General features: G+C 58.9%; 20 protein-coding genes. 7 read left to right on the top strand and 13 right to left on the bottom strand.

What is annotated here, in order from left to right:
• Window positions 1-312 precede the first annotated feature (312 nt).
• The 5 genes from FFH90_RS26395 to FFH90_RS26375 form a co-directional block, all read right to left on the bottom strand.
• On the bottom strand, window positions 313-1,611 hold the full coding sequence (locus tag FFH90_RS26395; protein WP_019581250.1) for an NAD(P)/FAD-dependent oxidoreductase: 1,299 nt from the start codon (window positions 1,609-1,611) through the stop codon (window positions 313-315).
• A gap of 60 nt (window positions 1,612-1,671) precedes the next feature.
• Window positions 1,672-1,845, bottom strand: coding sequence for a DUF3094 domain-containing protein (locus tag FFH90_RS26390; RefSeq protein WP_007938396.1), 174 nt, complete (start codon window positions 1,843-1,845; stop codon window positions 1,672-1,674).
• A gap of 161 nt (window positions 1,846-2,006) precedes the next feature.
• Window positions 2,007-2,633, bottom strand: a complete 627-nt coding sequence (locus FFH90_RS26385; RefSeq protein ID WP_007938395.1) for a DUF1780 domain-containing protein — start codon at window positions 2,631-2,633, stop codon at window positions 2,007-2,009.
• 110 nt (window positions 2,634-2,743) lie between these two features.
• On the bottom strand, window positions 2,744-3,193 hold the full coding sequence (locus FFH90_RS26380) for a potassium channel family protein (protein ID WP_018930176.1): 450 nt from the start codon (window positions 3,191-3,193) through the stop codon (window positions 2,744-2,746).
• A gap of 22 nt (window positions 3,194-3,215) precedes the next feature.
• Window positions 3,216-4,319: an AI-2E family transporter gene (locus tag FFH90_RS26375; protein ID WP_138866323.1), complete on the bottom strand. Its 1,104-nt coding sequence runs from the start codon at window positions 4,317-4,319 to the stop codon at window positions 3,216-3,218.
• 248 nt (window positions 4,320-4,567) lie between these two features.
• On the opposite strand from FFH90_RS26375, the gene FFH90_RS26370 reads away from it, so the two are divergent.
• Genes FFH90_RS26370 through FFH90_RS26360 form a run of 3 tightly spaced genes read left to right on the top strand, consistent with a single transcriptional unit; the run spans window position 4,568 to window position 8,438 of the window.
• Window positions 4,568-5,935: an aromatic acid/H+ symport family MFS transporter gene (locus FFH90_RS26370; RefSeq protein WP_138866322.1), complete on the top strand. Its 1,368-nt coding sequence runs from the start codon at window positions 4,568-4,570 to the stop codon at window positions 5,933-5,935.
• On the top strand, window positions 5,932-7,152 hold the full coding sequence (locus FFH90_RS26365; protein WP_111454249.1) for a benzoate/H(+) symporter BenE family transporter: 1,221 nt from the start codon (window positions 5,932-5,934) through the stop codon (window positions 7,150-7,152). Before FFH90_RS26370 ends, FFH90_RS26365 begins: the two co-directional genes overlap by 4 nt.
• A gap of 17 nt (window positions 7,153-7,169) precedes the next feature.
• Complete coding sequence (locus FFH90_RS26360) at window positions 7,170-8,438, top strand: OprD family porin (RefSeq protein ID WP_111454250.1); 1,269 nt, start codon at window positions 7,170-7,172, stop codon at window positions 8,436-8,438.
• A 9-nt stretch (window positions 8,439-8,447) separates the two neighbouring features.
• Here the strand turns inward: FFH90_RS26360 and FFH90_RS26355 are convergent, their stop codons facing one another.
• Window positions 8,448-8,690, bottom strand: coding sequence for a DUF2790 domain-containing protein (locus FFH90_RS26355; protein ID WP_018930181.1), 243 nt, complete (start codon window positions 8,688-8,690; stop codon window positions 8,448-8,450).
• A gap of 887 nt (window positions 8,691-9,577) precedes the next feature.
• Between FFH90_RS26355 and FFH90_RS26350 the strand changes: the two genes are divergently transcribed.
• Together FFH90_RS26350 and FFH90_RS26345 are read left to right on the top strand one after the other, a co-directional pair.
• A complete protein-coding gene (locus FFH90_RS26350) occupies window positions 9,578-10,267 on the top strand; it encodes an energy-coupling factor ABC transporter permease (protein ID WP_138866321.1) in 690 nt (229 codons plus the stop codon).
• Between the two features lie 63 nt (window positions 10,268-10,330).
• Complete coding sequence (locus tag FFH90_RS26345) at window positions 10,331-10,546, top strand: hypothetical protein (protein ID WP_111454251.1); 216 nt, start codon at window positions 10,331-10,333, stop codon at window positions 10,544-10,546.
• Between the two features lie 9 nt (window positions 10,547-10,555).
• Here FFH90_RS26345 and yacG read toward each other — a convergent pair whose 3' ends face one another.
• Genes yacG through pilB form a run of 5 tightly spaced genes read right to left on the bottom strand, consistent with a single transcriptional unit; the run spans window position 10,556 to window position 15,167 of the window.
• On the bottom strand, window positions 10,556-10,756 hold the full coding sequence (gene yacG, locus FFH90_RS26340; RefSeq protein ID WP_103406792.1) for a DNA gyrase inhibitor YacG: 201 nt from the start codon (window positions 10,754-10,756) through the stop codon (window positions 10,556-10,558).
• The gene (gene coaE, locus FFH90_RS26335; protein ID WP_026286732.1) at window positions 10,753-11,376 is read right to left on the bottom strand and encodes a dephospho-CoA kinase; all 624 of its coding nucleotides are present in this window, start codon (window positions 11,374-11,376) and stop codon (window positions 10,753-10,755) included. The genes yacG and coaE overlap by 4 nt, the downstream gene beginning before the upstream one ends.
• On the bottom strand, window positions 11,373-12,245 hold the full coding sequence (locus FFH90_RS26330; protein WP_064620394.1) for an A24 family peptidase: 873 nt from the start codon (window positions 12,243-12,245) through the stop codon (window positions 11,373-11,375). The genes coaE and FFH90_RS26330 overlap by 4 nt, the downstream gene beginning before the upstream one ends.
• A gap of 1 nt (window position 12,246) precedes the next feature.
• Window positions 12,247-13,464 carry a type II secretion system F family protein gene (locus tag FFH90_RS26325; protein WP_018930188.1) on the bottom strand — a complete coding sequence of 406 codons (1,218 nt, stop codon included), beginning with the start codon at window positions 13,462-13,464 and terminating at the stop codon, window positions 12,247-12,249.
• A 2-nt stretch (window positions 13,465-13,466) separates the two neighbouring features.
• A complete protein-coding gene (gene pilB, locus FFH90_RS26320; protein ID WP_064620392.1) occupies window positions 13,467-15,167 on the bottom strand; it encodes a type IV-A pilus assembly ATPase PilB in 1,701 nt (566 codons plus the stop codon).
• A gap of 226 nt (window positions 15,168-15,393) precedes the next feature.
• Between pilB and FFH90_RS26315 the strand changes: the two genes are divergently transcribed.
• Both FFH90_RS26315 and FFH90_RS26310 read left to right on the top strand, forming a co-directional pair.
• Complete coding sequence (locus tag FFH90_RS26315) at window positions 15,394-15,804, top strand: pilin (protein WP_019650990.1); 411 nt, start codon at window positions 15,394-15,396, stop codon at window positions 15,802-15,804.
• A gap of 326 nt (window positions 15,805-16,130) precedes the next feature.
• The gene (locus tag FFH90_RS26310; RefSeq protein ID WP_064620389.1) at window positions 16,131-16,487 is read left to right on the top strand and encodes a BON domain-containing protein; all 357 of its coding nucleotides are present in this window, start codon (window positions 16,131-16,133) and stop codon (window positions 16,485-16,487) included.
• Window positions 16,488-16,660: 173 nt separating this feature from the next.
• Here FFH90_RS26310 and FFH90_RS26305 read toward each other — a convergent pair whose 3' ends face one another.
• Both FFH90_RS26305 and FFH90_RS26300 read right to left on the bottom strand, forming a co-directional pair.
• Window positions 16,661-16,957, bottom strand: coding sequence for a DUF2845 domain-containing protein (locus FFH90_RS26305; protein WP_064620386.1), 297 nt, complete (start codon window positions 16,955-16,957; stop codon window positions 16,661-16,663).
• Window positions 16,957-19,953: a DUF748 domain-containing protein gene (locus tag FFH90_RS26300; RefSeq protein ID WP_178114258.1), complete on the bottom strand. Its 2,997-nt coding sequence runs from the start codon at window positions 19,951-19,953 to the stop codon at window positions 16,957-16,959. Before FFH90_RS26300 ends, FFH90_RS26305 begins: the two co-directional genes overlap by 1 nt.
• Between the last annotated feature and the right edge of the window lie 12 nt (window positions 19,954-19,965).

The following is a 19,965-nucleotide window of genomic DNA, read 5'->3' as shown; positions in this document are numbered from 1 at the left end:
ACACAACCGTTCGATAAAGGACGCCACGCAAGTGCGGCGATGACCGAAGCAGGCGGTGCCTTGCTCGGGTGTGGCCATTTAGCGGGCGCGGTGTATCGCTACTGTGTCGTGCAAGGAGGGAGTTTGTAAGCGAAGGGGTGAAATCGTGGGGCAGATACAGTGAGACACATAGGTGTCAGGAAGTTGGACCGGGACGCATGATTCGCGGGCAAGCCTCTCTCCTACGGGGGAGTCGATCGCATCTTTCGATTTGACTCCGAACTGTAGGAGCGAGGCTTGCCCATGAAGAGGCCCTAAGTGACGCCGAAGCTCTTAATGCAACTTGAGCCGCGGCTCGGTCCCACGCCCAATCTTGCTACCCAGCATCAACATCGCCGTACGGAACGCGCCATACAGCGCCATCTGGTGCATGCGGTACAGCGACACGTAAAACATCCGTGCCAGCCAGCCCTCGAGCATCACGCTGCCGGTCAGGTTGCCCATCAAGTTACCCACAGCCGAAAAACGCGACAGCGAAATCAGCGAGCCATAGTCGGTGTATTTGTATTCCGGCAGGGCCTTGCCTTCGATCCGTAGTTTCAGCGATTTGGCCAGCAACGAAGCCTGTTGGTGGGCCGCCTGGGCACGCGGCGGCACATTGCGGTCGCTGCCCGGTTGCGGGCAGGCCGCACAGTCGCCGAAGGCGAAGATGTTCTCGTCGCGGGTGGTTTGCAGGGTCGGCAGCACTTGCAGCTGGTTGATGCGGTTGGTTTCCAGGCCATCGATGTCCTTGAGGAAACCCGGCGCACGAATCCCGGCGGCCCAGACTTTGAGGCTGGCGTTGATTACCTGGCCGTCGGCGGTAATCAGGCTGTCGGCGGTCACTTCGCTGACCGCGGCATTGGTCATGACGTTGACCCCGAGTTTCTCCAGGGTTTTATGCACAGGCCCGCCGATCCGCTCCGGCAGCGCCGGGAGAACCCGTGGTCCGGCTTCGATCAGGGTGATGTGCATGTTTTCCGGCTTGATCCGGTCCAGGCCATAAGCCGCCAGTTCATGGGCGGCGTTGTGCAGTTCCGCTGCCAGTTCGACCCCGGTGGCACCGGCGCCGACGATGGCCACGCTGATCTGTTGCACGGTGTCGGTCTGTCCGGCGTGCGCGCGCAGGTAGTGATTGAGCAGTTGCTGATGGAAGCGCTCGGCCTGCTTGCGGGTGTCGAGGAACAGGCAGTGTTGCGCCGCGCCTTGAGTACCGAAGTCGTTGGTGGTGCTGCCGACAGCAATCACCAGCGAGTCGTAAGGCACTTCGCGCGCGGGTACCAGTTCAAGGCCAGCATCGTCGTAGGTGGCGGCCAGCTGGATTTTCTTCTGTGTGCGATCGAGCCCGCTCATGCGCCCCAGCTGGAACTCGAAATGGTTCCATTTTGCCTGGGCAACATAGTTGAGTTCGTCTTCGGAAGAGTTGAGCGATCCAGCGGCCACTTCGTGCAACAGCGGTTTCCAGATGTGGGTCAGGTTCGCGTCGACCAGCATCACACTGGCCGTGCCGCGCTTGCCCAGAGTCTTACCCAGACGGGTAGCCAACTCCAGACCGCCGGCGCCGCCGCCAACGATGACAATACGATGAGTCATGGGGATATCTCGCAAGGCTAAAAGAAATCTGTACCGTTACCCGAGCGAGCGCAAGGCAGCTCATAGCGTCAGGTAACTGATAAGTCGGCTCAACAGGCCTAAACCAATGGTCACTGCCAACACCACCACCAGGAGCATCCACGGCCGGAAAGGCCGGCGCTCGACTTGGTGCTGGGACAGGTGCAGGTACTCTTCGACATGCTTCTGGTCGTCGGGGTTCAGGCGGCTGGTCATAAAGGCCTCGTCGGGTAGACGTTGCTGAATGTGCAGACGTTACAGCAGATTGTCTGCAAGCGTTGAACGGTGCATGTGGTTCGGGTGAACGATTGCGCTTTGTAACATTCGGCCAGTGATTGCGCCATCCTGTGCAGGGTTGCCGCTATATGTGGCGGGACTCACAAGCTGATCCCGACATCGAAGACGATGCTGCGCCCCAGGTTGCTGCGCAGGAAATCCGGGGCATCCGGGTGGGCGAAGAGTACGCGGGCGAAGGTCGGGCCGACCAGCGACAACGAGCGCCAGCCCTGGCGCAGGTATTCGGTGGGCGGCGGGAAGTGGCTGTTGAGGTCCAGCACTTCGCGCTTGAGGCTGGCGAAGGCGATGATGTCCAGATCCCCCAGGTCCATGCCGCGCTCTTTGTAGTTGTGGGCTTTTTTGCGCAAGGTTGGCGCCAGTCTCAGCAGAAATTCATTAGCCGGGATGCGCCGGGGCTTGGCCTCGCGGCGCACCAGTTGGCTCAGGGAGAACGCGCTGCGCCGACGTTGCAGCTCATCACGCCATTCATCATTGAGGCGCCGGCCCTCGTCGAGCACGAAGAACACCTCGAAATTCGCGTCGCGAAACAGCACGTCCGGCGGCTCTCCGGCGGGGGCAAACTCGTCGGCGCGATAGGGAATGTTCAGACCTTGCAGCAGGCGCTGGCAAACCCAACGCTCACGCTCCCATTTGCGGGCATTGGAAAGGAACGTGTTGGCTTGCTCGGCCGCAATGGTCAGCAGGCGTAAATAATCGGAGTCATCCATAGGCCCAAGCTTAGCGTTCAAATGTGATCTGAATAATAAAGTCTGTCGCAAAAGAAAAAAGTCGGTCGCGATTTCCTCAGATAGAACCTTACCTGCTTTTTCTGACGTACCTATAGGTGTTCGCGCTGTTGTAGCCTTTCCATACTGTGTTTGATGACATCCATCACCGCAGCGGTCATGACTGAGGTAGAGACACCAAACATCAGGATGCCGTTGGCTGCTTCCAGTGGGCCAAGCAGACGCCAGCGTGGGGACATGATGATATCGCCATAGCCCAGCGTGGCGAAGTTGACTGCCGAGTGATAGAGCGCAGTGGCGAATTCGTCGAATTCGTCGAGCAACATGAACAGGGTGGCCCAGATGGCGATCTGCACGAAATTGCCGAGCAACATCAGCACCATGACCATCGACAGCAACAGGATATTCAGCCATTGCGATTCACGATTTGGATGGGTATGCCTGAAATGCACGTAATGGCGCAAACAGATAGTTATGAAAACGGCTTGCATCAGCAGGCAGAACAGCATCACGGGGAGACCGGCGAGTAGATTCAACAGCATGGCGATATCCTCGGCAGACGTGTCAGATCGGTCCCTGGCGGTCTGTCCCGGGTTCTTGCGCTTTATCGTCCACCCATTGCCAGAACAGCCGATAACCGACAGCCAATATCACAGGGCCGATAAACAGGCCGAGGATACCGCTCGTGACCATGCCGCCCAAGGCACCGATCAGCACCACCGGCATTGGCACATCGACACCTCGGCCTAACAGCAACGGCTTGAGGACGTTATCGACCAGGCCCGCAACGAAGACATAGATGGCAAACACAATGGTCGCCGTACTGGCACCTTCGTTCGCGAAGACGTAGACGATGACCGGAAGGGTAATCAGGGTGGCCGGTAATTGCATGATGCCAATAAGCAGCACCGCCAAGGCGAGAAGACCTGCGCCGGGGATGCCCATGGACACAAAGCCGATGCCGATCAACAGCATCTGGATGAAGGCGATGCCAACCACGCCCAACGCCACTGCCCGGATGGTCGCGGTGCACAGCTCGGTGATTTTCGGTCCCTTGACCGGGCCGCAGAAGCGCGAAGCGATTTGCACTGCGCTGCGGTGGCCACTTTCACCATAGGCTAAAAAAATACCGGCAATAATCAGGGCAAAGATAAATAAAAGGAGCCCCATGCCGGCCCCCGCCAGCTTGCTCAGCAGGGAGAGGCTGACACCTTTGATTTGCGGTATGAACTTCTGTAGCAGGTCGGGCAGGTTGGTGACAGCTTGTGTCCATAAGCCATGAAGGGGTTTGCCCACAAGTGGCCAGCCGGCCACCGCGTCGGACGGAGGGGGGATATGGAAACTGTCACTTTTGACCATGCTTATCGCCCGTTCCACGGAGTCTGCAATCGAGGTTCCCAACAAATAGGCAGGCACCATAAGGATGCAGATGGCGATCAGCACAATCAGCGTCGCGCTGAGCCCATCCTTGTTTCCCAGCGCGCCTTTGAACCTGACTTGTGACGGGTAGAGGGTGATTGCCAGGATTATCGACCACAGCATCAGATCGAGGAATGGACTGAATATCTGGAAGCAGAAAACCACCAGAACGGCGATCAACCCGGCACGAATCAGTACATCGAGCAGACCTCGGGAAAAAGCCTTTTCGGAAATGGGCGTGGGAACCATCGATTTTTCCTCCTATAGGAGCAAAGGCATGAGCCGGGTAAATCCAGCATAGACGTGCTCCTCGCCACAGGTTTCTCTGATTCAAGACCCTCTTTCCCCGCCCAACGCCCGGTTCCGGGCGGTGCACAAAACGGATAGCGATCTGCGCAAAGCGGATATTGCCCCGTGCCTGGCGACTTTACCCTCGGCTGTACGGACGTTAGCCGCGTTACCGACTCTTAAAAAAACAACAACAAGAGATAGATGCCATGCGCAAGATTGACGTACATGAGGTTATCGACAAGGCACGATTCAACCGCTTTCACTGGATGGTGCTGTTCTGGTGCGCCCTGATCATCATTTTCGACGGTTACGATTTGGTGATCTACGGCGTGGTGTTGCCGATGCTGATGAAAGAGTGGGGGCTCAGTCCTCTGCAAGCCGGCGCACTGGGAAGTTATGCACTGTTTGGAATGATGTTCGGCGCGCTGTTTTTCGGCCCGCTGTCAGACAAGATCGGTCGTAAAAAAGCCATCACCCTGTGCGTGATGCTGTTCAGCGGTTTTACCGTGCTCAACGGTTTTGCCAGTAACCCCACCGAGTTTGGCCTCTGTCGGTTCATTGCCGGGCTGGGCATTGGCGGGGTGATGCCCAACGTCGTGGCGCTGATGAATGAGTACGCGCCGAAGAAAATCCGCAGCACGCTGGTGGCGATCATGTTCAGCGGCTACTCGGTGGGCGGCATGCTCTCGGCGGGGCTCGGCATCGTGCTGATCCCAAGTTTCGGCTGGCAGTCGGTGTTTTACGTGGCGGTGCTGCCGTTGCTGCTGTTGCCGTTGATCATGTACTTCCTGCCTGAATCGGTGGGCTTCATGCTGCGTCAGGGGCGCAATGAAGAGGCGCGCAACATTCTCCAGCGAGTCGATCCGGCGTACATCGCGCAAACCGGCGATCAGCTGCACATGAGCGAAGTGAAGGGCAGCGGCACCCCGGTGTTGCAGTTGTTTCGTGAGGGGCGGGCGCTGCGCACGCTGATGCTGTGGCTGGCTTTTTTCTGCTGCTTGCTGATGGTCTACGCCTTGAGTTCCTGGCTGCCGAAACTGATGGCCAACGCCGGTTACAGCCTGGGCTCGAGCCTGTCGTTCCTGCTGGTACTCAACTTCGGCGCCATTTTTGGCGCGGTCGGCGGCGGTGTGCTGGGTGACAAACTCAACCTGCCGCGCGTGTTGGCGGTGTTCTTCGCCGTTGCAGCCGTATCGATCACCTTGCTTGGCTTCAACAGTCCGATGCCGGTGTTGTACCTGCTGATCGCCATCGCTGGCGCCACCACCATCGGCTCGCAGATTCTGCTGTACGCCTGCGCCGCGCAGTTCTACTCCATGGCCATTCGCTCCACCGGTTTGGGCTGGGCGTCGGGCATCGGCCGCAACGGCGCCATCGTCGGCCCGCTGCTGGGCGGTGCCTTGCTGGGGATCAGCCTGCCGCTGCAACTGAACTTCATGGCGTTTGCCTTGCCCGGTGCGGTGGCCGCCATTGCCATGACCGTGTTCGCGATCAGCAGTCAGCGCAGTGTCAAACAAGCGCTGTCGGGCCTGCGCCATGGTTCGCCTGACGGGTCTGTCGGCGACGTTTCATGAAAGCGTTATTCCGGGATTTTTCCTTGTCGGCTGCCGTCGCCGGATTTATCGCGACGGTGATTTCCTATGCGGGCCCCTTGGTGATCATCTTTCAAGCCGCCGAAACCGCGCACCTCTCGCGAGAAGTGCTGTCGTCGTGGGTCTGGGCGATTTCCATCGGCAGCGCCGTGCTCGGCATCGGTTTGAGCTTGCGTTACCGGGTGCCGGTGATCATCGCGTGGTCGGCGCCGGGCTCGGCGTTGCTGGTGGCGCTGTTGCCGGGAATATCCATGCCCGAAGCGGTGGGCGCGTACCTGGTCAGCAGCCTGATTATCTTTCTGGTCGGGGTGTCGGGGGCATTTGACCGGATCATCGGCAAACTGCCCGCAGCGATTGCGGCGGCGATGCTGGCAGGGATTCTGTTCAGTTTCGGCACCGGGTTGTTCGTCTCGTTGCAAGGCAAGCCGCAGCTGGTGCTGGCGATGTTTGCCACGTACCTGATCTGCAAACGGGTGATGCCGCGTTATGCGGTGTTGATGGTGCTGCTGGTGGGCTGTTCCATCGCGTTTCTCGCCGGTGATTTGCACCGCGAAGCGCTGGTGATCGGTTTGGCCACGCCAGTGTGGATCACGCCTGCGTTCAGTTTGAGCGCGACGCTGAATATCGCCTTGCCGCTGGTGATGGTGGCGCTGACCGGCCAGTTTGTCCCCGGCATGGCGGTGCTGCGCGCCAGCGGCTACTCAACGCCCGCCGGCCCGATCATCGCCAGCAGTGCGTTGGGCACTGCGCTGTTGGCGCCGTTCGGTTGTCACGGGCTGAATCTGGCGGCGATTACCGCCGCCATCTGTACCGGTCGCGAGGCCCATGAAAACCCGGGCAAACGCTATGTGGCCGGGGTGGTGGGCGGTCTCTGTTATTTGGTGCTGGGGATCTTCGGCGCCACGCTGGTTTCGTTGTTTTCGGCGTTCCCCAAAGAACTGATCGCGGCCTTGGCCGGGCTTGCGTTGTTCGCTGCGATAGCGGGGGCACTGGCTGGCGCAATGGCGGTGCCGAGTGATCGTGAAGCCGCATTGGTGACCTTTCTCACCACCGCCTCGGGCATGTCGCTGTTTGGGTTGTCTGCCGCTTTCTGGGGACTGATTTTCGGCATGGTCACCCACTGGTTGTTAAACGCCCGGCGTCCCATCGCTCGCAGCGCAAATGCTGCGACTGAAGCACTTCAACCTGTCGATCAATAAAAATAAGAGAAAAAACGATGAAACAGATTTTTCCAACAACCGGGTCAGTGTTGTCCATCGCTGTCGTCTCGAGTTTCTCCACCGGTGCGGTGGCCGCCGAGGGCGGTTTCATCGAAGACAGCACCGCCACCTTGCAAGCGCGCAATTACTACTTCAGCCGGGACTTCTCCGACATCGTCGGGGCCAATAAACAGTCGAAGGCCGAAGAGTGGGCACAGGGCTTCATTCTCAACGTCAAATCCGGTTATACCCAGGGTCCTGTCGGTTTTGGTGTGGATGTCATTGGCCTGCTCGGCCTCAAACTCGACAGCAGCCCGGACCGGGTCAATACCGGTTTGCTGCCGGTGCGCAATGATGGACGCGCGGCGAATGAATACAGTCGTCTGGGGGGCGCGCTGAAGGTGCGTTACTCCAAGACCGAATTGAAGGTGGGGGAGCTGCAACCCAACCTGCCGGTGCTGGCCTTCAGCGATATCCGTCTGCTGCCGCCCAGTTATCAGGGCGCAAGCATCAGCTCCAATGAGATCGATGGCCTGACCTTACAGGGCGGTCATTTGAGTTCGACCAGCCTGCGCAACGAGGCTGGCGATGAAAAGATGCAAGCCATGCTCGGTCATGTACCCCAGCGTCAGGTCAGCAGCGATGGTTTCAACTTTGCCGGCGCCGACTACGCGTTCAATGATAAACGCAGCTCGGTCAGTGCCTGGTTCGGGCAATTGGAGGATATCTACAACCAGCGCTTTCTCGGCTTCAAGCACAGCGAGCCGTTGGGTGACTGGACCCTGGGCGCCAACCTTGGCTATTACGATTCGCGCGAGGACGGCAAAAAATTACTGGGCAACATCGACAACCGGGCGTTCTTCTCTTTGCTGTCGGCCAAGCGCGGCGGTCACACGTTTTATGTCGGCTACCAGGGCATGTTCGGCGACAGCGCCTTCCCGCGAGTGTTTGCCAACATCTCACCGCTGGGCAATGAGGTGCCGACCTACGAGTTTGCCTACACCGATGAGCGTTCCTGGCAGGCGCGTTACGACTACGACTTCGCTGCCCTCGGTGTGCCGGGGCTGACCAGCACCGTGCGTTACATCACCGGCAATAACGTCGACACCGGCAAGGGGTTTGAAGGTAAGGACCGCGAGCGCGATCTGGACATCGGCTATGTGTTGCAAAGCGGCAGCCTCAAAGGCCTCGGGATCCGCGTGCGCAACGCCATGGCGCGCTCCAACTACCGCAGTGATATCGACGAGAACCGCCTGATTCTCAGCTACACATGGAAGTTGTTATGACCGGAGCGATCACAGATCGGTGGTGCAGTTGCCCATGACTTCGTACGTCACGCGATGGGTCTGGCCCTGATGGTCGATATATTCCATGGTCGCTGGCACGACTCCGCAGGCGGTTGCGGTGTCTGTCACTGAAACGACCTTGGCGATGTCCAGTGGTTGTGCCGGGTTGTACGGGGTGGCAGCGGCTGGCTCGTTGGCGGCCAGGGCCGAGGTGGCGGCGAGGGTCAGGAACAGGCTGGTCAGGGTTTTCATTTTTCTGTGCTCTGTGTGGGTTCCAGTGTCTGAATTTTAGTCTTTGCCTGTGGGCGATAAAGGGGGCTGGGTCTGATTCAGTCTTGCGGGAAATGTAACAATCGCTGTTGATTGTGTGCATATCCGTTTCTGCGGTAGTGCCGGCTGGCGGTTTCGCTCTTACAGCGAGTCACTTTGAAAAGCCCAAAGTAACCAAAGGCTCTTGCCCCTTTCGTTCGGCCCTTCGCCTAGGCTCAGGGTGCCCTCGCTCTGGTCCTGCTCCGTGGGCCCGCCGCCATCGGCCATCCATGGCCGGGGGCGGCTAACCCGGCATCCATGCCGGGTTGCCCACTGCGCAGAACCTCCACTCGGCCTCTCGAGGGGGCGTGCACCGCCAAAGCAATAGCGAGGCGGCCTACCGGCCGGCCTGACTTCAAGTGAACGCATTCCCCTGTAGGAGCTGCCGAAGGCTGCGATCTTTTGATCTTGCCGTTGCTTTGGTTTTTGATCTTGATCTATCCGCCCCTTTCCCAGAGGCCGAACGCAGGTATTGCGCAGGGGGCACCGCGGCAGGGATGCCGCGGTAGCCGCCCCCGGCCATGGATGGCCGATGGCGGCGGGCCCCCGGAGCAATGCCGGAGTGAGGGCATGCCGAGCCTAGGCGAGGCACCGAATGGAGGGGCAAAAGCGCTTTGGTACTTTCGCGCTTTTCGAAAGTGACCCGCCGTAAGGGCGGAACCATAAGTGGCCGTTACAAAAAAATGGATATGTACGCCACCAAAGAGCCGCCATTACCGCAGCAACGAACATGCCCCCCAATCGTAAAACGCCCCTCCAGAGCAAAATCAAAGGCCGGTGTAGACTGATGACCTGTTCTCTTCTGGTAAGACAAAGGAGTGTGCCCAGCCATGATCGGTGCCGAGTTACTGTCATCCCAAACCCTGACGATGGGGTGGCTGATCTATATACCGGCGCTGATCTGGGCAATTGCGCGAGCGCCATGGGTCGAACTGTTCAGCGACAGCCGCCGCCAGCATCTGTTGTTCGGTACGGTGTTTGCGCTGTTCATGCTGTGGCTGGTGCGACGGGACTTCGATACCGGTGTGTCCTATCACTTCATCGGCATGACCGCCGTGACCTTACTACTGGATTGGCCGTTGGCGATTGTCGGCGGGTTGGTCGCGCAGGTGGGCTTGGTGTTGCTCGGGCGTCAGGACCTGGCCGCTGTCGGGGTCAATGGCGCTCTGCTGATCCTGCTACCGGTGCTGGTCACCGAGTGCTGCGCCATCCTGGTGGAGCGCGCGCAGCCGCGTAATCCCTTCGTGTACATCTTCTGTTCCGGTTTTTTTGCCGCTGCGCTGTCGGCCTTGTTGTGCCTGATCCTGACGCTCACGCTGCTGTGGTACGACGAGCGATTCGTCATGCCGTACTGGCTGGAAGACTTTGTCGGTTACCTTTGGCTGCTGATTTTTCCGGAAGCGTTCATCAACGGCATGGTGGTCAGCGCGTTGGTGGTGTTTTGCCCAGAATGGCTGGAGACGTTCAATCGCACGCGCTATCTATCGGCGCCCTGGAAAGATGACGATCCCAAATCTTGATCCACATCAAATCCAAAAAACGTTGACGAATCCATGCTTCGGAAAACCTTCAGGAGCATCGAAATGAGTGTCTACGAGTGGGCCAGGCAGGAGTTGCGTCAGAGTCTGGATGTGGCGCAAGAGGTGGGCTTCGATCCGGGGTTGAGCCTGCGTGCCTTGCTCAGTGCGGTGGTGCAGCAGAGCAAGGCAGTGCGCAATCTTGAAGACCTGGCCGATGAGTTGCGGTTTCTCGCCGAGAACCTCGACGAGGGCCAGGACTATGGCTTTATGCGGCCCTGATGGCCGGGATCAGTGACGCGGGTCGAAGTCGCCGCTGAACAACTCGTCCTCGGCATCAGGGGGCACCGGGATCTTGTGTTCTTCCGACGCCCAGGCGCCCAAGTCGATCAGTTTGCAACGGTCCGAACAGAACGGCCGGAACTTGCTCTCGGGGCTCCATTCGACAGGGGCGCCACAGGTTGGGCATTCGACGGTCGGGGTTTGGCTCATGACTGGCCTCCACGCAAAGTAAGGTAAAAGTGATGCAGGCGTTCGACCTCGCTGTGCAGCCAGGCGAGGTCGCGGTCGTTGACCACCACATCGTCGGCATGGCTCAAGCGGTCCTGTCGGCTGGACTGAGCCTTGAGGATCGCCTGGACTTGCTGCTCGCTGGTCTGGTCACGCTGCAGGGTGCGTTCGATCTGTAACTGTTCCGGGGCATCGATCACCAGGACCCGTTGGGTCATGGCGTACTGCCCGGACTCGATCAGCAGCGGCGAAACCAGAATCGCGTAAGGCGATTGTGCCTTGGCCAGATGATGGGCGATTTCCTCGGCGATCAACGGATGCAGTAGCGCTTCGAGCCAGCGGCGTTCTTCCGGCACCTCGAAGATCAGCTTGCGCAGGGCTGCACGATCCAGCTGACCATCGGCTTGCAACACGCCGGGGCCAAAGTGCTCGGCGATTTTTGCCAGTGCCGGGCGACCGGGTTCGACCACCCAGCGAGCCGCATGATCGGCGTCGACCACGTGCACGCCGAGGTCGATGAAGTGCTGCGCGGCCGCGCTTTTGCCGCTGCCGATGCCGCCGGTCAGGCCGAGAATCCAGGGTTTTTCCACAGGGGTATTCATTTCAAACCGACAAACTGCCAATAGAAGCCGGTTATTTGACCACCCCAGAGCAAGGCAATCCAGCCGGCAATGGCCAGATAGGGTCCAAAGGGTAGCGGCGTCGAGGTTTTCGCATCCCGCAGGCGCAGCAAAATCACCCCGAGAATGGCCCCTACCAGCGATGACAGCAGAATGGTCATGGGCAGGATCTGCCAGCCGCCCCAGGCGCCGAGCATCGCCAGGAGCTTGAAGTCACCGTAACCGATGCCGTCCTTGCCGGTGACCAGCTTGAACAGCCAGAACACCGTCCACAGCGCCATGTAGCCGGCCACCGCGCCCCAGAACGCGTCATGCAGTGATACGAAGAGCCCGAAGCTGTTGAGGACCAGTCCCAGCCACATCAATGGCATCACCAGTACGTCCGGCAACAGTTGATGTTCGGCATCGATCAGGCTCATCGCCAGCAGGCCCCAACTCAGGACCAGCACCATGCAGGCCTGCCAGCCGAAACCGAAATGCCAGGCGACGAACGCCGACAGCAGGCCGCAGGCCAGTTCGGTCAGCGGGTAACGTTTACTGATCGGCGCTGCGCAGCTCGAGCATCGCCCACGTAAAAACAGATAACTGAGTATTGGAATGTTCTCCCACACTCGAATCCGATGGCCGCAGTGAGGACACTCGGAGTGGGGCAATATCAGGTTGTAGGTCGGACCGGGGGCTTCGACTGGCAAGTCCAGTACGTCATGGGCCTGCAGGCGCCATTCACGCTCAAGCATTTTCGGCAGGCGCCAGACCACCACGTTGAGAAAACTGCCGATCAGCAGGCCGATCAGCCCTGCGGTCATCACGAAGGCCAGCGGGTTGAGGCTCAGAAATTCGTTCAAGGACATATCAGACCGCTGAGCCGAGTTGGAAGATGGGCAGGTACATTGCAACCACCAGCCCGCCGACGATAACACCCAGCACCACCATGATGAACGGCTCCATCAGGCTGGTCAGGTTATCGACCATGTTGTCCACCTCGGCCTCATAGAAACCCGCGACCTTGTCGAGCATGTCGTCCAGCGCGCCGGACTCTTCGCCAATGGCCGTCATCTGGATCGCCATGGTCGGAAAGATGCCGGAGGTACGCATGGAAAAATTCAGCTGCATGCCGGTCGAAACGTCCTGCTTGATGCGCAACACCGCTCGCTTGAACACGATATTGCCGGTCGCGCCCGCCACTGACTCCAGGGCTTCGACCAGTGGCACGCCGGCGGCAAACGTCGTCGACAGGGTGCGGGCGTAACGGGCCACGGCGGACTTGTACATGAGCGCGCCAACCAACGGCAGTTTCAGCAGCCAGGTGTCCGTCCGGTCGCGAAAGCCCGGGGAATTCTTGAAGGCATGGCGCAGGCCGAAGATCCCCCCAGCCAACACGCCGAGTATCATCCACCACCAGTCCTGCATGAACTCCGACAAGCCGATGACCATCACGGTGAACGCCGGCAGTTCGGCGCCGAACCCCGAGAATACCGACTGGAATTGCGGCACAACCTTGACCAGCAGAATGCCGGTCACAATGATTGCGACGAACACCACGGCCAGCGGGTAGGTCATGGCTTTCTTGATCTTGGCCTTGAGGCTTTCGCTCTTTTCCTTGTAGGTCGCCACCCGTTCCAGCAGGGTATCCAGGGCACCGGCCTGCTCGCCGGCGTCCACCAGGTTGCAGTACAGCTCGTCGAAATACTGGGGCTTTTTGCGCAGGGCCGCGGCGAAGCTGTTACCGGCCGCGACTTCCTGTTTCACCTCGTCCACCAGCTTGCGCATGTTCGGGTTATCGAAGCCTTCGCCGATGATCTCGAACGATTGCAGGAGCGGTACGCCGGCTTTCATCATGGTCGCCATCTGCCGGGTAAACAGGGCGATGTCCAAGGGTTTGATGCGCTTGCCGGCACTGAAAATGGACGCGTACTTTTTCCGCACCTTGCCCGGATTGATGCCCTGCTTGCGCAACTGGGCCTTGATCAGCGCTGGATTTTGTCCGGTCAACTCGCCGGTCATTTTCGCACCTTTGCGATCCGTGCCTTCCCAGGCATACACGCTGATTTTCGCTGCTTTGACCGCCATATTCAGTCCTTCGTGACCCGGTTGATTTCTTCAAGGCTGGTGATGCCTTGCATGGCCTTGAGCAAGCCCGACGTGCGCAGGTCGTTGAAGCCGTCCTTGCGCATCTGGAGGTCGATCTCCAGTGAATTGCCTTCGGCCATGATCAGCCGTTGCAGGTCAGGAGTGTTCTTCACCACTTCATAAATCCCCACTCGCCCTTTGTAGCCAGCATTGCATTGATTGCAACCGACCGGTTCATAGATCGTGAATGAGCCGATGCGTTCCTCGGGGAAGCCTTCCTTGAGCAGCGTCTCGCGGGGAATCTCGATGGGCTTCTTGCAATGGCTGCACAACTTGCGCGCCAGGCGCTGGGCAATGATCAGGCTGACCGAGGTCGCAATGTTGAAGCCCTGAATCCCCATGTTGTGCAGGCGGGTCAGGGTTTGCGCAGCGCTGTTGGTGTGCAGGGTGGAAAGCACCATGTGCCCGGTCTGGGCGGCCTTGATGGCAATTTCGGCAGTTTCGAGGTCGCGGATTTCGCCGACCATGATCACGTCCGGGTCCTGGCGCAGAAACGAGCGCAACGCCTGGGCGAAATCCATTCCCTGCCTGGGATTGACGTTGACCTGGTTGACGCCCTCCATGTTGATTTCCACCGGGTCTTCGGCAGTGGAGATGTTGATGTTGACGGTGTTGAGGATGTTCAGCCCGGTATAGAGCGACACGGTCTTGCCTGAACCGGTGGGCCCGGTCACCAGGATCATCCCCTGTGGTTGCTTGAGGGCGGCCATGTACAGGTCTTTCTGCTCCGGCTCATAGCCGAGGGCATCGATGCCCATTTGCGCGCTGGACGGATCGAGGATCCGGATCACCACTTTTTCGCCCCACAGGGTCGGCAGGGTGTTGACCCGGAAGTCGATGGACTTGCTCTTGGACAGGCGCATCTTGATTCGCCCGTCCTGGGGTTTGCGCCGCTCGGAGATGTCGAGACTGGCCATGACTTTGAGCCGGGAAGCAATGCGGTTGGCCAGTTGCGTTGGTGGCTTGGCAACTTCATGCAGGATGCCATCGGTGCGCATCCGCACGCGGTAGGTTTTTTCGTAGGGTTCGAAATGCAGGTCGGAAGACCCGCTCTTGATCGCATCGAGCAACATCTTGTGGACGAAGCGCACCACGGGCGCGTCATCGGTGTCCTGTCCGCCGATGGCGTCCTGTTTCTGGTCGTCGACCGACTCGATGTCCAGACCGTCGAGGTCGACATCGGCCATCTCTTGCAGGTCGGTGGCGTGGCTGTCGAAGAATCTTTCGATGGCGTCGCTAAGCTTGTCCTCTTCGACCAGGATGGCTTCGGTGTTCAGCCCGGTACTGAATTGGATGTCGTTGATGACCTGTTGATTACTCGGATCGGAAACCCCCACGAACAGTTTGTTGCCGCGTCGCCAGAGGGGTAGGGCGTGGTGCTGGCGGATCAGTTTTTCGCTGACCAGCCCCTTGGGTTGGGTGTCTTTTTCCAGGCAGTTGAGGTCCAGCAGGGCCATGCCGAAATGCTCCGAAGCCACCTCGGCGACCTGCCAGCTTTTCAGCAGTTTGTTTTGCACCAGATAACTGACCAGTGAGACTCGATCGCGTTGGGCTTGCTGATACGCCTGTTGCGCACTTTGATCAGTGATCAGCTCGGCCAGCACCAATTGCTTGGCCAGACCGCTAAGGGCAATGTCATTCATTGGGATTCCGGACGCAGGCGGTTAATGACTTATAGCCTAGTCAAACAGTGGAACCAAACCAGCCGAGGTGAGGTGACAAAAAATGTCAGAAAGTGCGGATCCTGGGGGTACGAAAGGTCTTTGTCGTGATCCCGAGCCCAGTCTGCAGGGACGCATACGACTTGGCATGACCTGTGCTGCACCCTCTACAGATCATGAGATTTCGACTCATGCATGGAGCCTGTCTATGAAAAATCAAAATGGTTTTACCCTGATCGAACTGCTGATCGTGGTGGCGATCATCGGGATTCTGGCGACGTTTGCGTTGCCGCAGTATTCGAAGTACCAATCACGGGCGAAAGTTACCGCTGCGCTTGCAGAAATCTCGGCACTGAAGGTGCCTTTTGAAGACATTATGAATCAGGGTACAGATCCTACCCTCGCTTTGATCGGCGGTACGGCGACTACAGGTAACTGCACGATTACGGCATCGGGTACCACCGCTACCGGTGTGGGCACTATTGCCTGCACGATCCTCAATGCTCCAGGGCCTGTGCTCAGCAAGACCATTACGCTTTCGCGTACCCTCGCCGGTGGCTGGACATGCGCCACCACGGCTCTACAAGAGTACGCACCTAAAGGCTGCACCGGTACCTGATCCATATCACCCGGCATAAACGATGCCCCGCTTCTCACGACGCGGGGCATTTTTGTTGGTCATTTGGGCGGGGGGCGATTCGGATGATCACGAAAACCCCCGACAATTCATGCCCTTAGGCCTGCGTTAAAACCCGCAACTTGCATGTAGATAATGTCGCACTCATGCATTTTGCATGATTTCGAAAGTTGTCATTTTTATTAAGTTGTTGATTTATAGGTATTTGTTTTTTGGTTGCTAGTTGGCACAGCGTTCGCACTCTCTCTGGTAACCCTGCTGACAAGACGACACGCAGCAGACTTTCCAGAAGAACAGGAGTTACTCGTATGAAAAAGTTCGCTATCGCTGCCGCTACTGCTACCGCGCTGACCCTGACGATGGCCAACGCTGCATTCGCCCAGACCAGCCATACCACCCAGGCTCCCATGACGCTGGCTGCCGGTGAAGTGACCAAAGCCAAGGAAGCTACTTCCGATACCTGGATCACGACCAAAGTCAAAGCAGACCTGGTGACTGAAAAAGGCATCCCTGGCACCGACATCAAAGTCGAAACCAACAAAGGCGTCGTGTCGCTGTCGTCCACTGTTGCGGTGACTGAAGCTCAGAAAGCCACCGCCGTGGCCATTGCCAAGAAAATCAAAGGCGTCAAAGCGGTGTCCGCTGACGGCCTGAAAGCCGAGTAAGGCAAGGCTTCTCGCCTGGACCGGGAGAAGATGCGGCAGGCGGGCCAGGTCATACGTCTGTCGCTTTTTGAGAGTTCATGCGAAAGGCCATATGGACGTGGCCGTTACAGGCCCCGACATTCGTGTCGGGGCCTGTTCTATTGGGAGCAACGCCAAAAACTGTGGGGGCGAGTTCAGTTACCGCGCTTGCTGGTGATTTGAACCAACCGGTTTCCTTCAAAGCGCAGGTACTGGTACATCCCGCCGTTGGGCCCGTAGGTCCATTCCTCGACCTGAAACTCTTCCCGTCGATTGGCGCTGCGCTTGTAGCCAAGCAGGTCGCGGGCGACGGGCTCTCCGCATTTTTGCAGCACTTCGCTGGACCTGTCCCCGACGCTGATCAATTGACTGCCGCAGCGCAGGGTATCGGCCGCCGCAGCTTGGCCGGCAGCCAATACCAGGGCCAGGCTCATAAGCCATTGCGCGCCCATCATTCGGCATCCAGATGCAAGGCCGTCACCACGCGGCCATCGCTTTCGGCCTCACCGAGGTTGGCGTCGATGAAGTACACGCGGTCGTCGGCCAACTGCCCTTTGTCCACCAGGTAGTCCTTGATGCTGCTGGCCCGTTCCTGGCCCAGCTGACGCAACAGAACCTCGCTGGAGCTCCAGAAGCCGATCACGCTTTCGCGCATTTTTTTGCTGCGTTCTTCCTTGCCCAGATCCTTCCATTCCGCGGGCGGCTGGATCTTGAGGCGTGTGCGGTAGATTCCTTCGAGCAGCGGGCCTTTCTCGCTGTCCGGCACTTCCAGCATGGAGGCCTGGGCCGGCACTTTGTCACCGCGGCGCTGGAGCATTTTGTAGTAGTTGTACTGGTATTCCCGTTCCAGGCGTTGCTCGGCGAGCAGTGGGCCGTCGCTGCTCTTGGCGGCAGTGCCTTCGATTTCCAGGCGCAGGGCCGGACGCTCCTTGAGCGCCTGGGACAGTTTTATCAGTGTCGTTTCGGCTTCCTTGCTCAAGTCGCTCGAACCTGGTGCAAACGCCACGGTGCCCAGCTCCTCTGAACCGCCGCCGCTGACCAGCCCGCCAATCATTTTGAACGGCGCCGCGGCCGCCTTCACGATCAGATTGCGCAGGGTCTGCCAGATGATCGGCATGATGCTGAACTGCGGGTTGTTCAGGTCGCCGCTCACCGGCAGTTCGATGGAAATCTTGCCGTCGACATCCTTGAGCAAGGCAATCGCCAGTTTCAGCGGCAGGCTCACTGCATCCGGACTGTCGACCTTTTCACCCAGTTGCAGCTGCTCGACCACCACTTTGTTTTCGGCCAGGAGCTGACCGTTGGTGATCTTGTAATGCAGATCCAGATTGAGCCGGCCCTTGCGGATGCGGTAACCGGCGAACTTGCCGGAATAAGGCGTCAGGGTCGTCAGTTCCACCCGTCTGAAACTGGTAGCGATGTCCAGACTGGCCATCGGGTCGAACGGGTTGACCGAGCCCTTGATGGTCACCGGTGCATAGCGGTCGACCTTGCCTTTGACGTCGACGTTGGCCGGTTTTACGTGGCGGCTGTCGATGGTGCCGATCTGCCCGTTCAGTTGTTGGACGGCCGTGGCGAAGTTCGGTGTCAGGCTGAAGTCGGCGAAGTTTGCCGAACCGTCATTGATGGCGATGCTGCCAATGTGGATGCCCAGTGGTTTTTCGTTTCCGGCTGCCGGTTTGGCTGCGGCAGTTGTGGTCGTTGTGGCGCCGGAGTCGGCCGGTTGCGGGATCAGCAGGTCATCGATGTTGGTGGTGCGGTCATCGTTGATCATGAAGCGGGCATAGGGCTGGAACAGATTGACCTTGTCGATCGACAGGCTGTCGCCGTGCTGATAGTTCAGGCCTTCGAGCGCCAACTGTTGCCACTTGAGGAAGTCACGGGTTTTCAGAGTGTCGAGGGTATGTAACTGATCGATCTGGGCTTTACCTGTAACGCTGAACGCCAGGGGCTCGGTGCTTTTCAAGTCAACCGCCAGATCACTGCCCAGCATGCCGCTACGCAGTTCGAGGCGAATGAACGGATTGATGTAGGACTGGGCGACGCGCAGGTCGATATCCCTGGTCTGCACGTTCAGTTTGGCGCTGATCGGGGCCAGATTGACCGTGCCGTCCGCCATGATCTTGCCTTGCTTGCCCACGCCCGTGTCGAGCTTGAGGTTGAAAGGGGAGCCGTTGAGGCTGTCGAAATTCTGCAGGTCCAGGTTCAGCGGGCCGAGCTCCAGCGCTACGGCGGGTTGTGCCTTACGGTCGGCCAGATGCACCTGATAATTATGCAGTTGCACGTCTTTGAGCAGCACCTGCCAGGGCTTGCTCGGCGCGGTCGGTTCGGGCTTCGGTGAATCGGCTGCCGCGGGTGTGTTGGTGGGTTCGGCGTTGGCTTTGGCCGCCTGTTTGGACGGCTGGCTGGCGAACAGTTTTTGCCAATCGAGTTGCCCATCGGCTTCGAGGGCTGCCCAGGTTTCCAGTTTCTGGCTGCGGATCTTGCCGACCACCACTTGCTGCTTGGCCAGATCCACGGTGGTGTCGCTGACGTCCAGTCGTTCGAGCTTCACCAGAGGTCGGCCGTCCGGCGCCTTGATGGCGAAAGGCGCGACGCTGACGACGACGTTGTCCAGCAGCAGTTCGGTGCCTTTGTTCAGATTGAGTTTGTAGTCGGTGCTCAGGTTCAGGACGCCGTTTTCCAGGACCAGTGGCACAGCATCGCGCACATAGGGCCAGAAGGACTTCATCTTGCCATCGGTGATTTTCAGCTTACCTTCAGAGGCGATCGGGCTCAGGCTGAAATTGCCGGTCCAGTCGATCTGCCCGCCGGCGGGGCCGACCGCGACCAGGGTCATGTCGGCGTTGTCGTCGGGCAGGGTACTGAGGTTCTTCAGCTCGAAATCGAGTTTGTCGTAGAGGAATTCGATGGGCTCGCTGGGCCGGGCATCTTCGAAATGCACGTAGCCGCCGGCCAGTTTGATCCGCTCCACGCGCAGCGGGAAGGGTTTGGCGTTCGGGTCGACCGGGGTCGGTTCGCTGGCGGGGATTTTGAACAGCCCGAGAAGATTGAGCTGGCCGTCCTTGCCGAAGCGTATTTCGGTCTTGGGTTTGTCCAGTTCGATATCGGACAGGTGCAGCGCCTTGGTCCACAGGCTGTCGATCTGCAAGTTGGCGTACAGGCGTTCGAAGCCCACTTGTTCCTTGCCCGGCTCGCCGATGATCAGGCCCCAAAGGGTTACTTCAAGGCTGAACGGGTTGAGTTCGATCCGCGAAATTGTCGCGGGCGTCATGGCGTAGTTGGCCAATTGCTGGTTGGCAACCCGCAACGCGATGCCCGGCAAAATCAGAAACCCCAGCAGGCTGTAAAGGGCCAGGGCTGTTAACAAGGCGCCGATAGCGCGGATCAATCCTTTGGGCATGTGTGGCTTCATCTGTCGGAATCGGAGTGCCTTGGAGTATGGCATGCGTTTGCGGTT

The sequence above is a fragment of the Pseudomonas sp. ATCC 43928 genome (genome assembly GCF_005938665.2).
Lineage (GTDB): Bacteria > Pseudomonadota > Gammaproteobacteria > Pseudomonadales > Pseudomonadaceae > Aquipseudomonas.
Note: the sequence above shows the minus strand (reverse complement) of the source record. Positions and strands in the feature narration are given on the sequence as shown.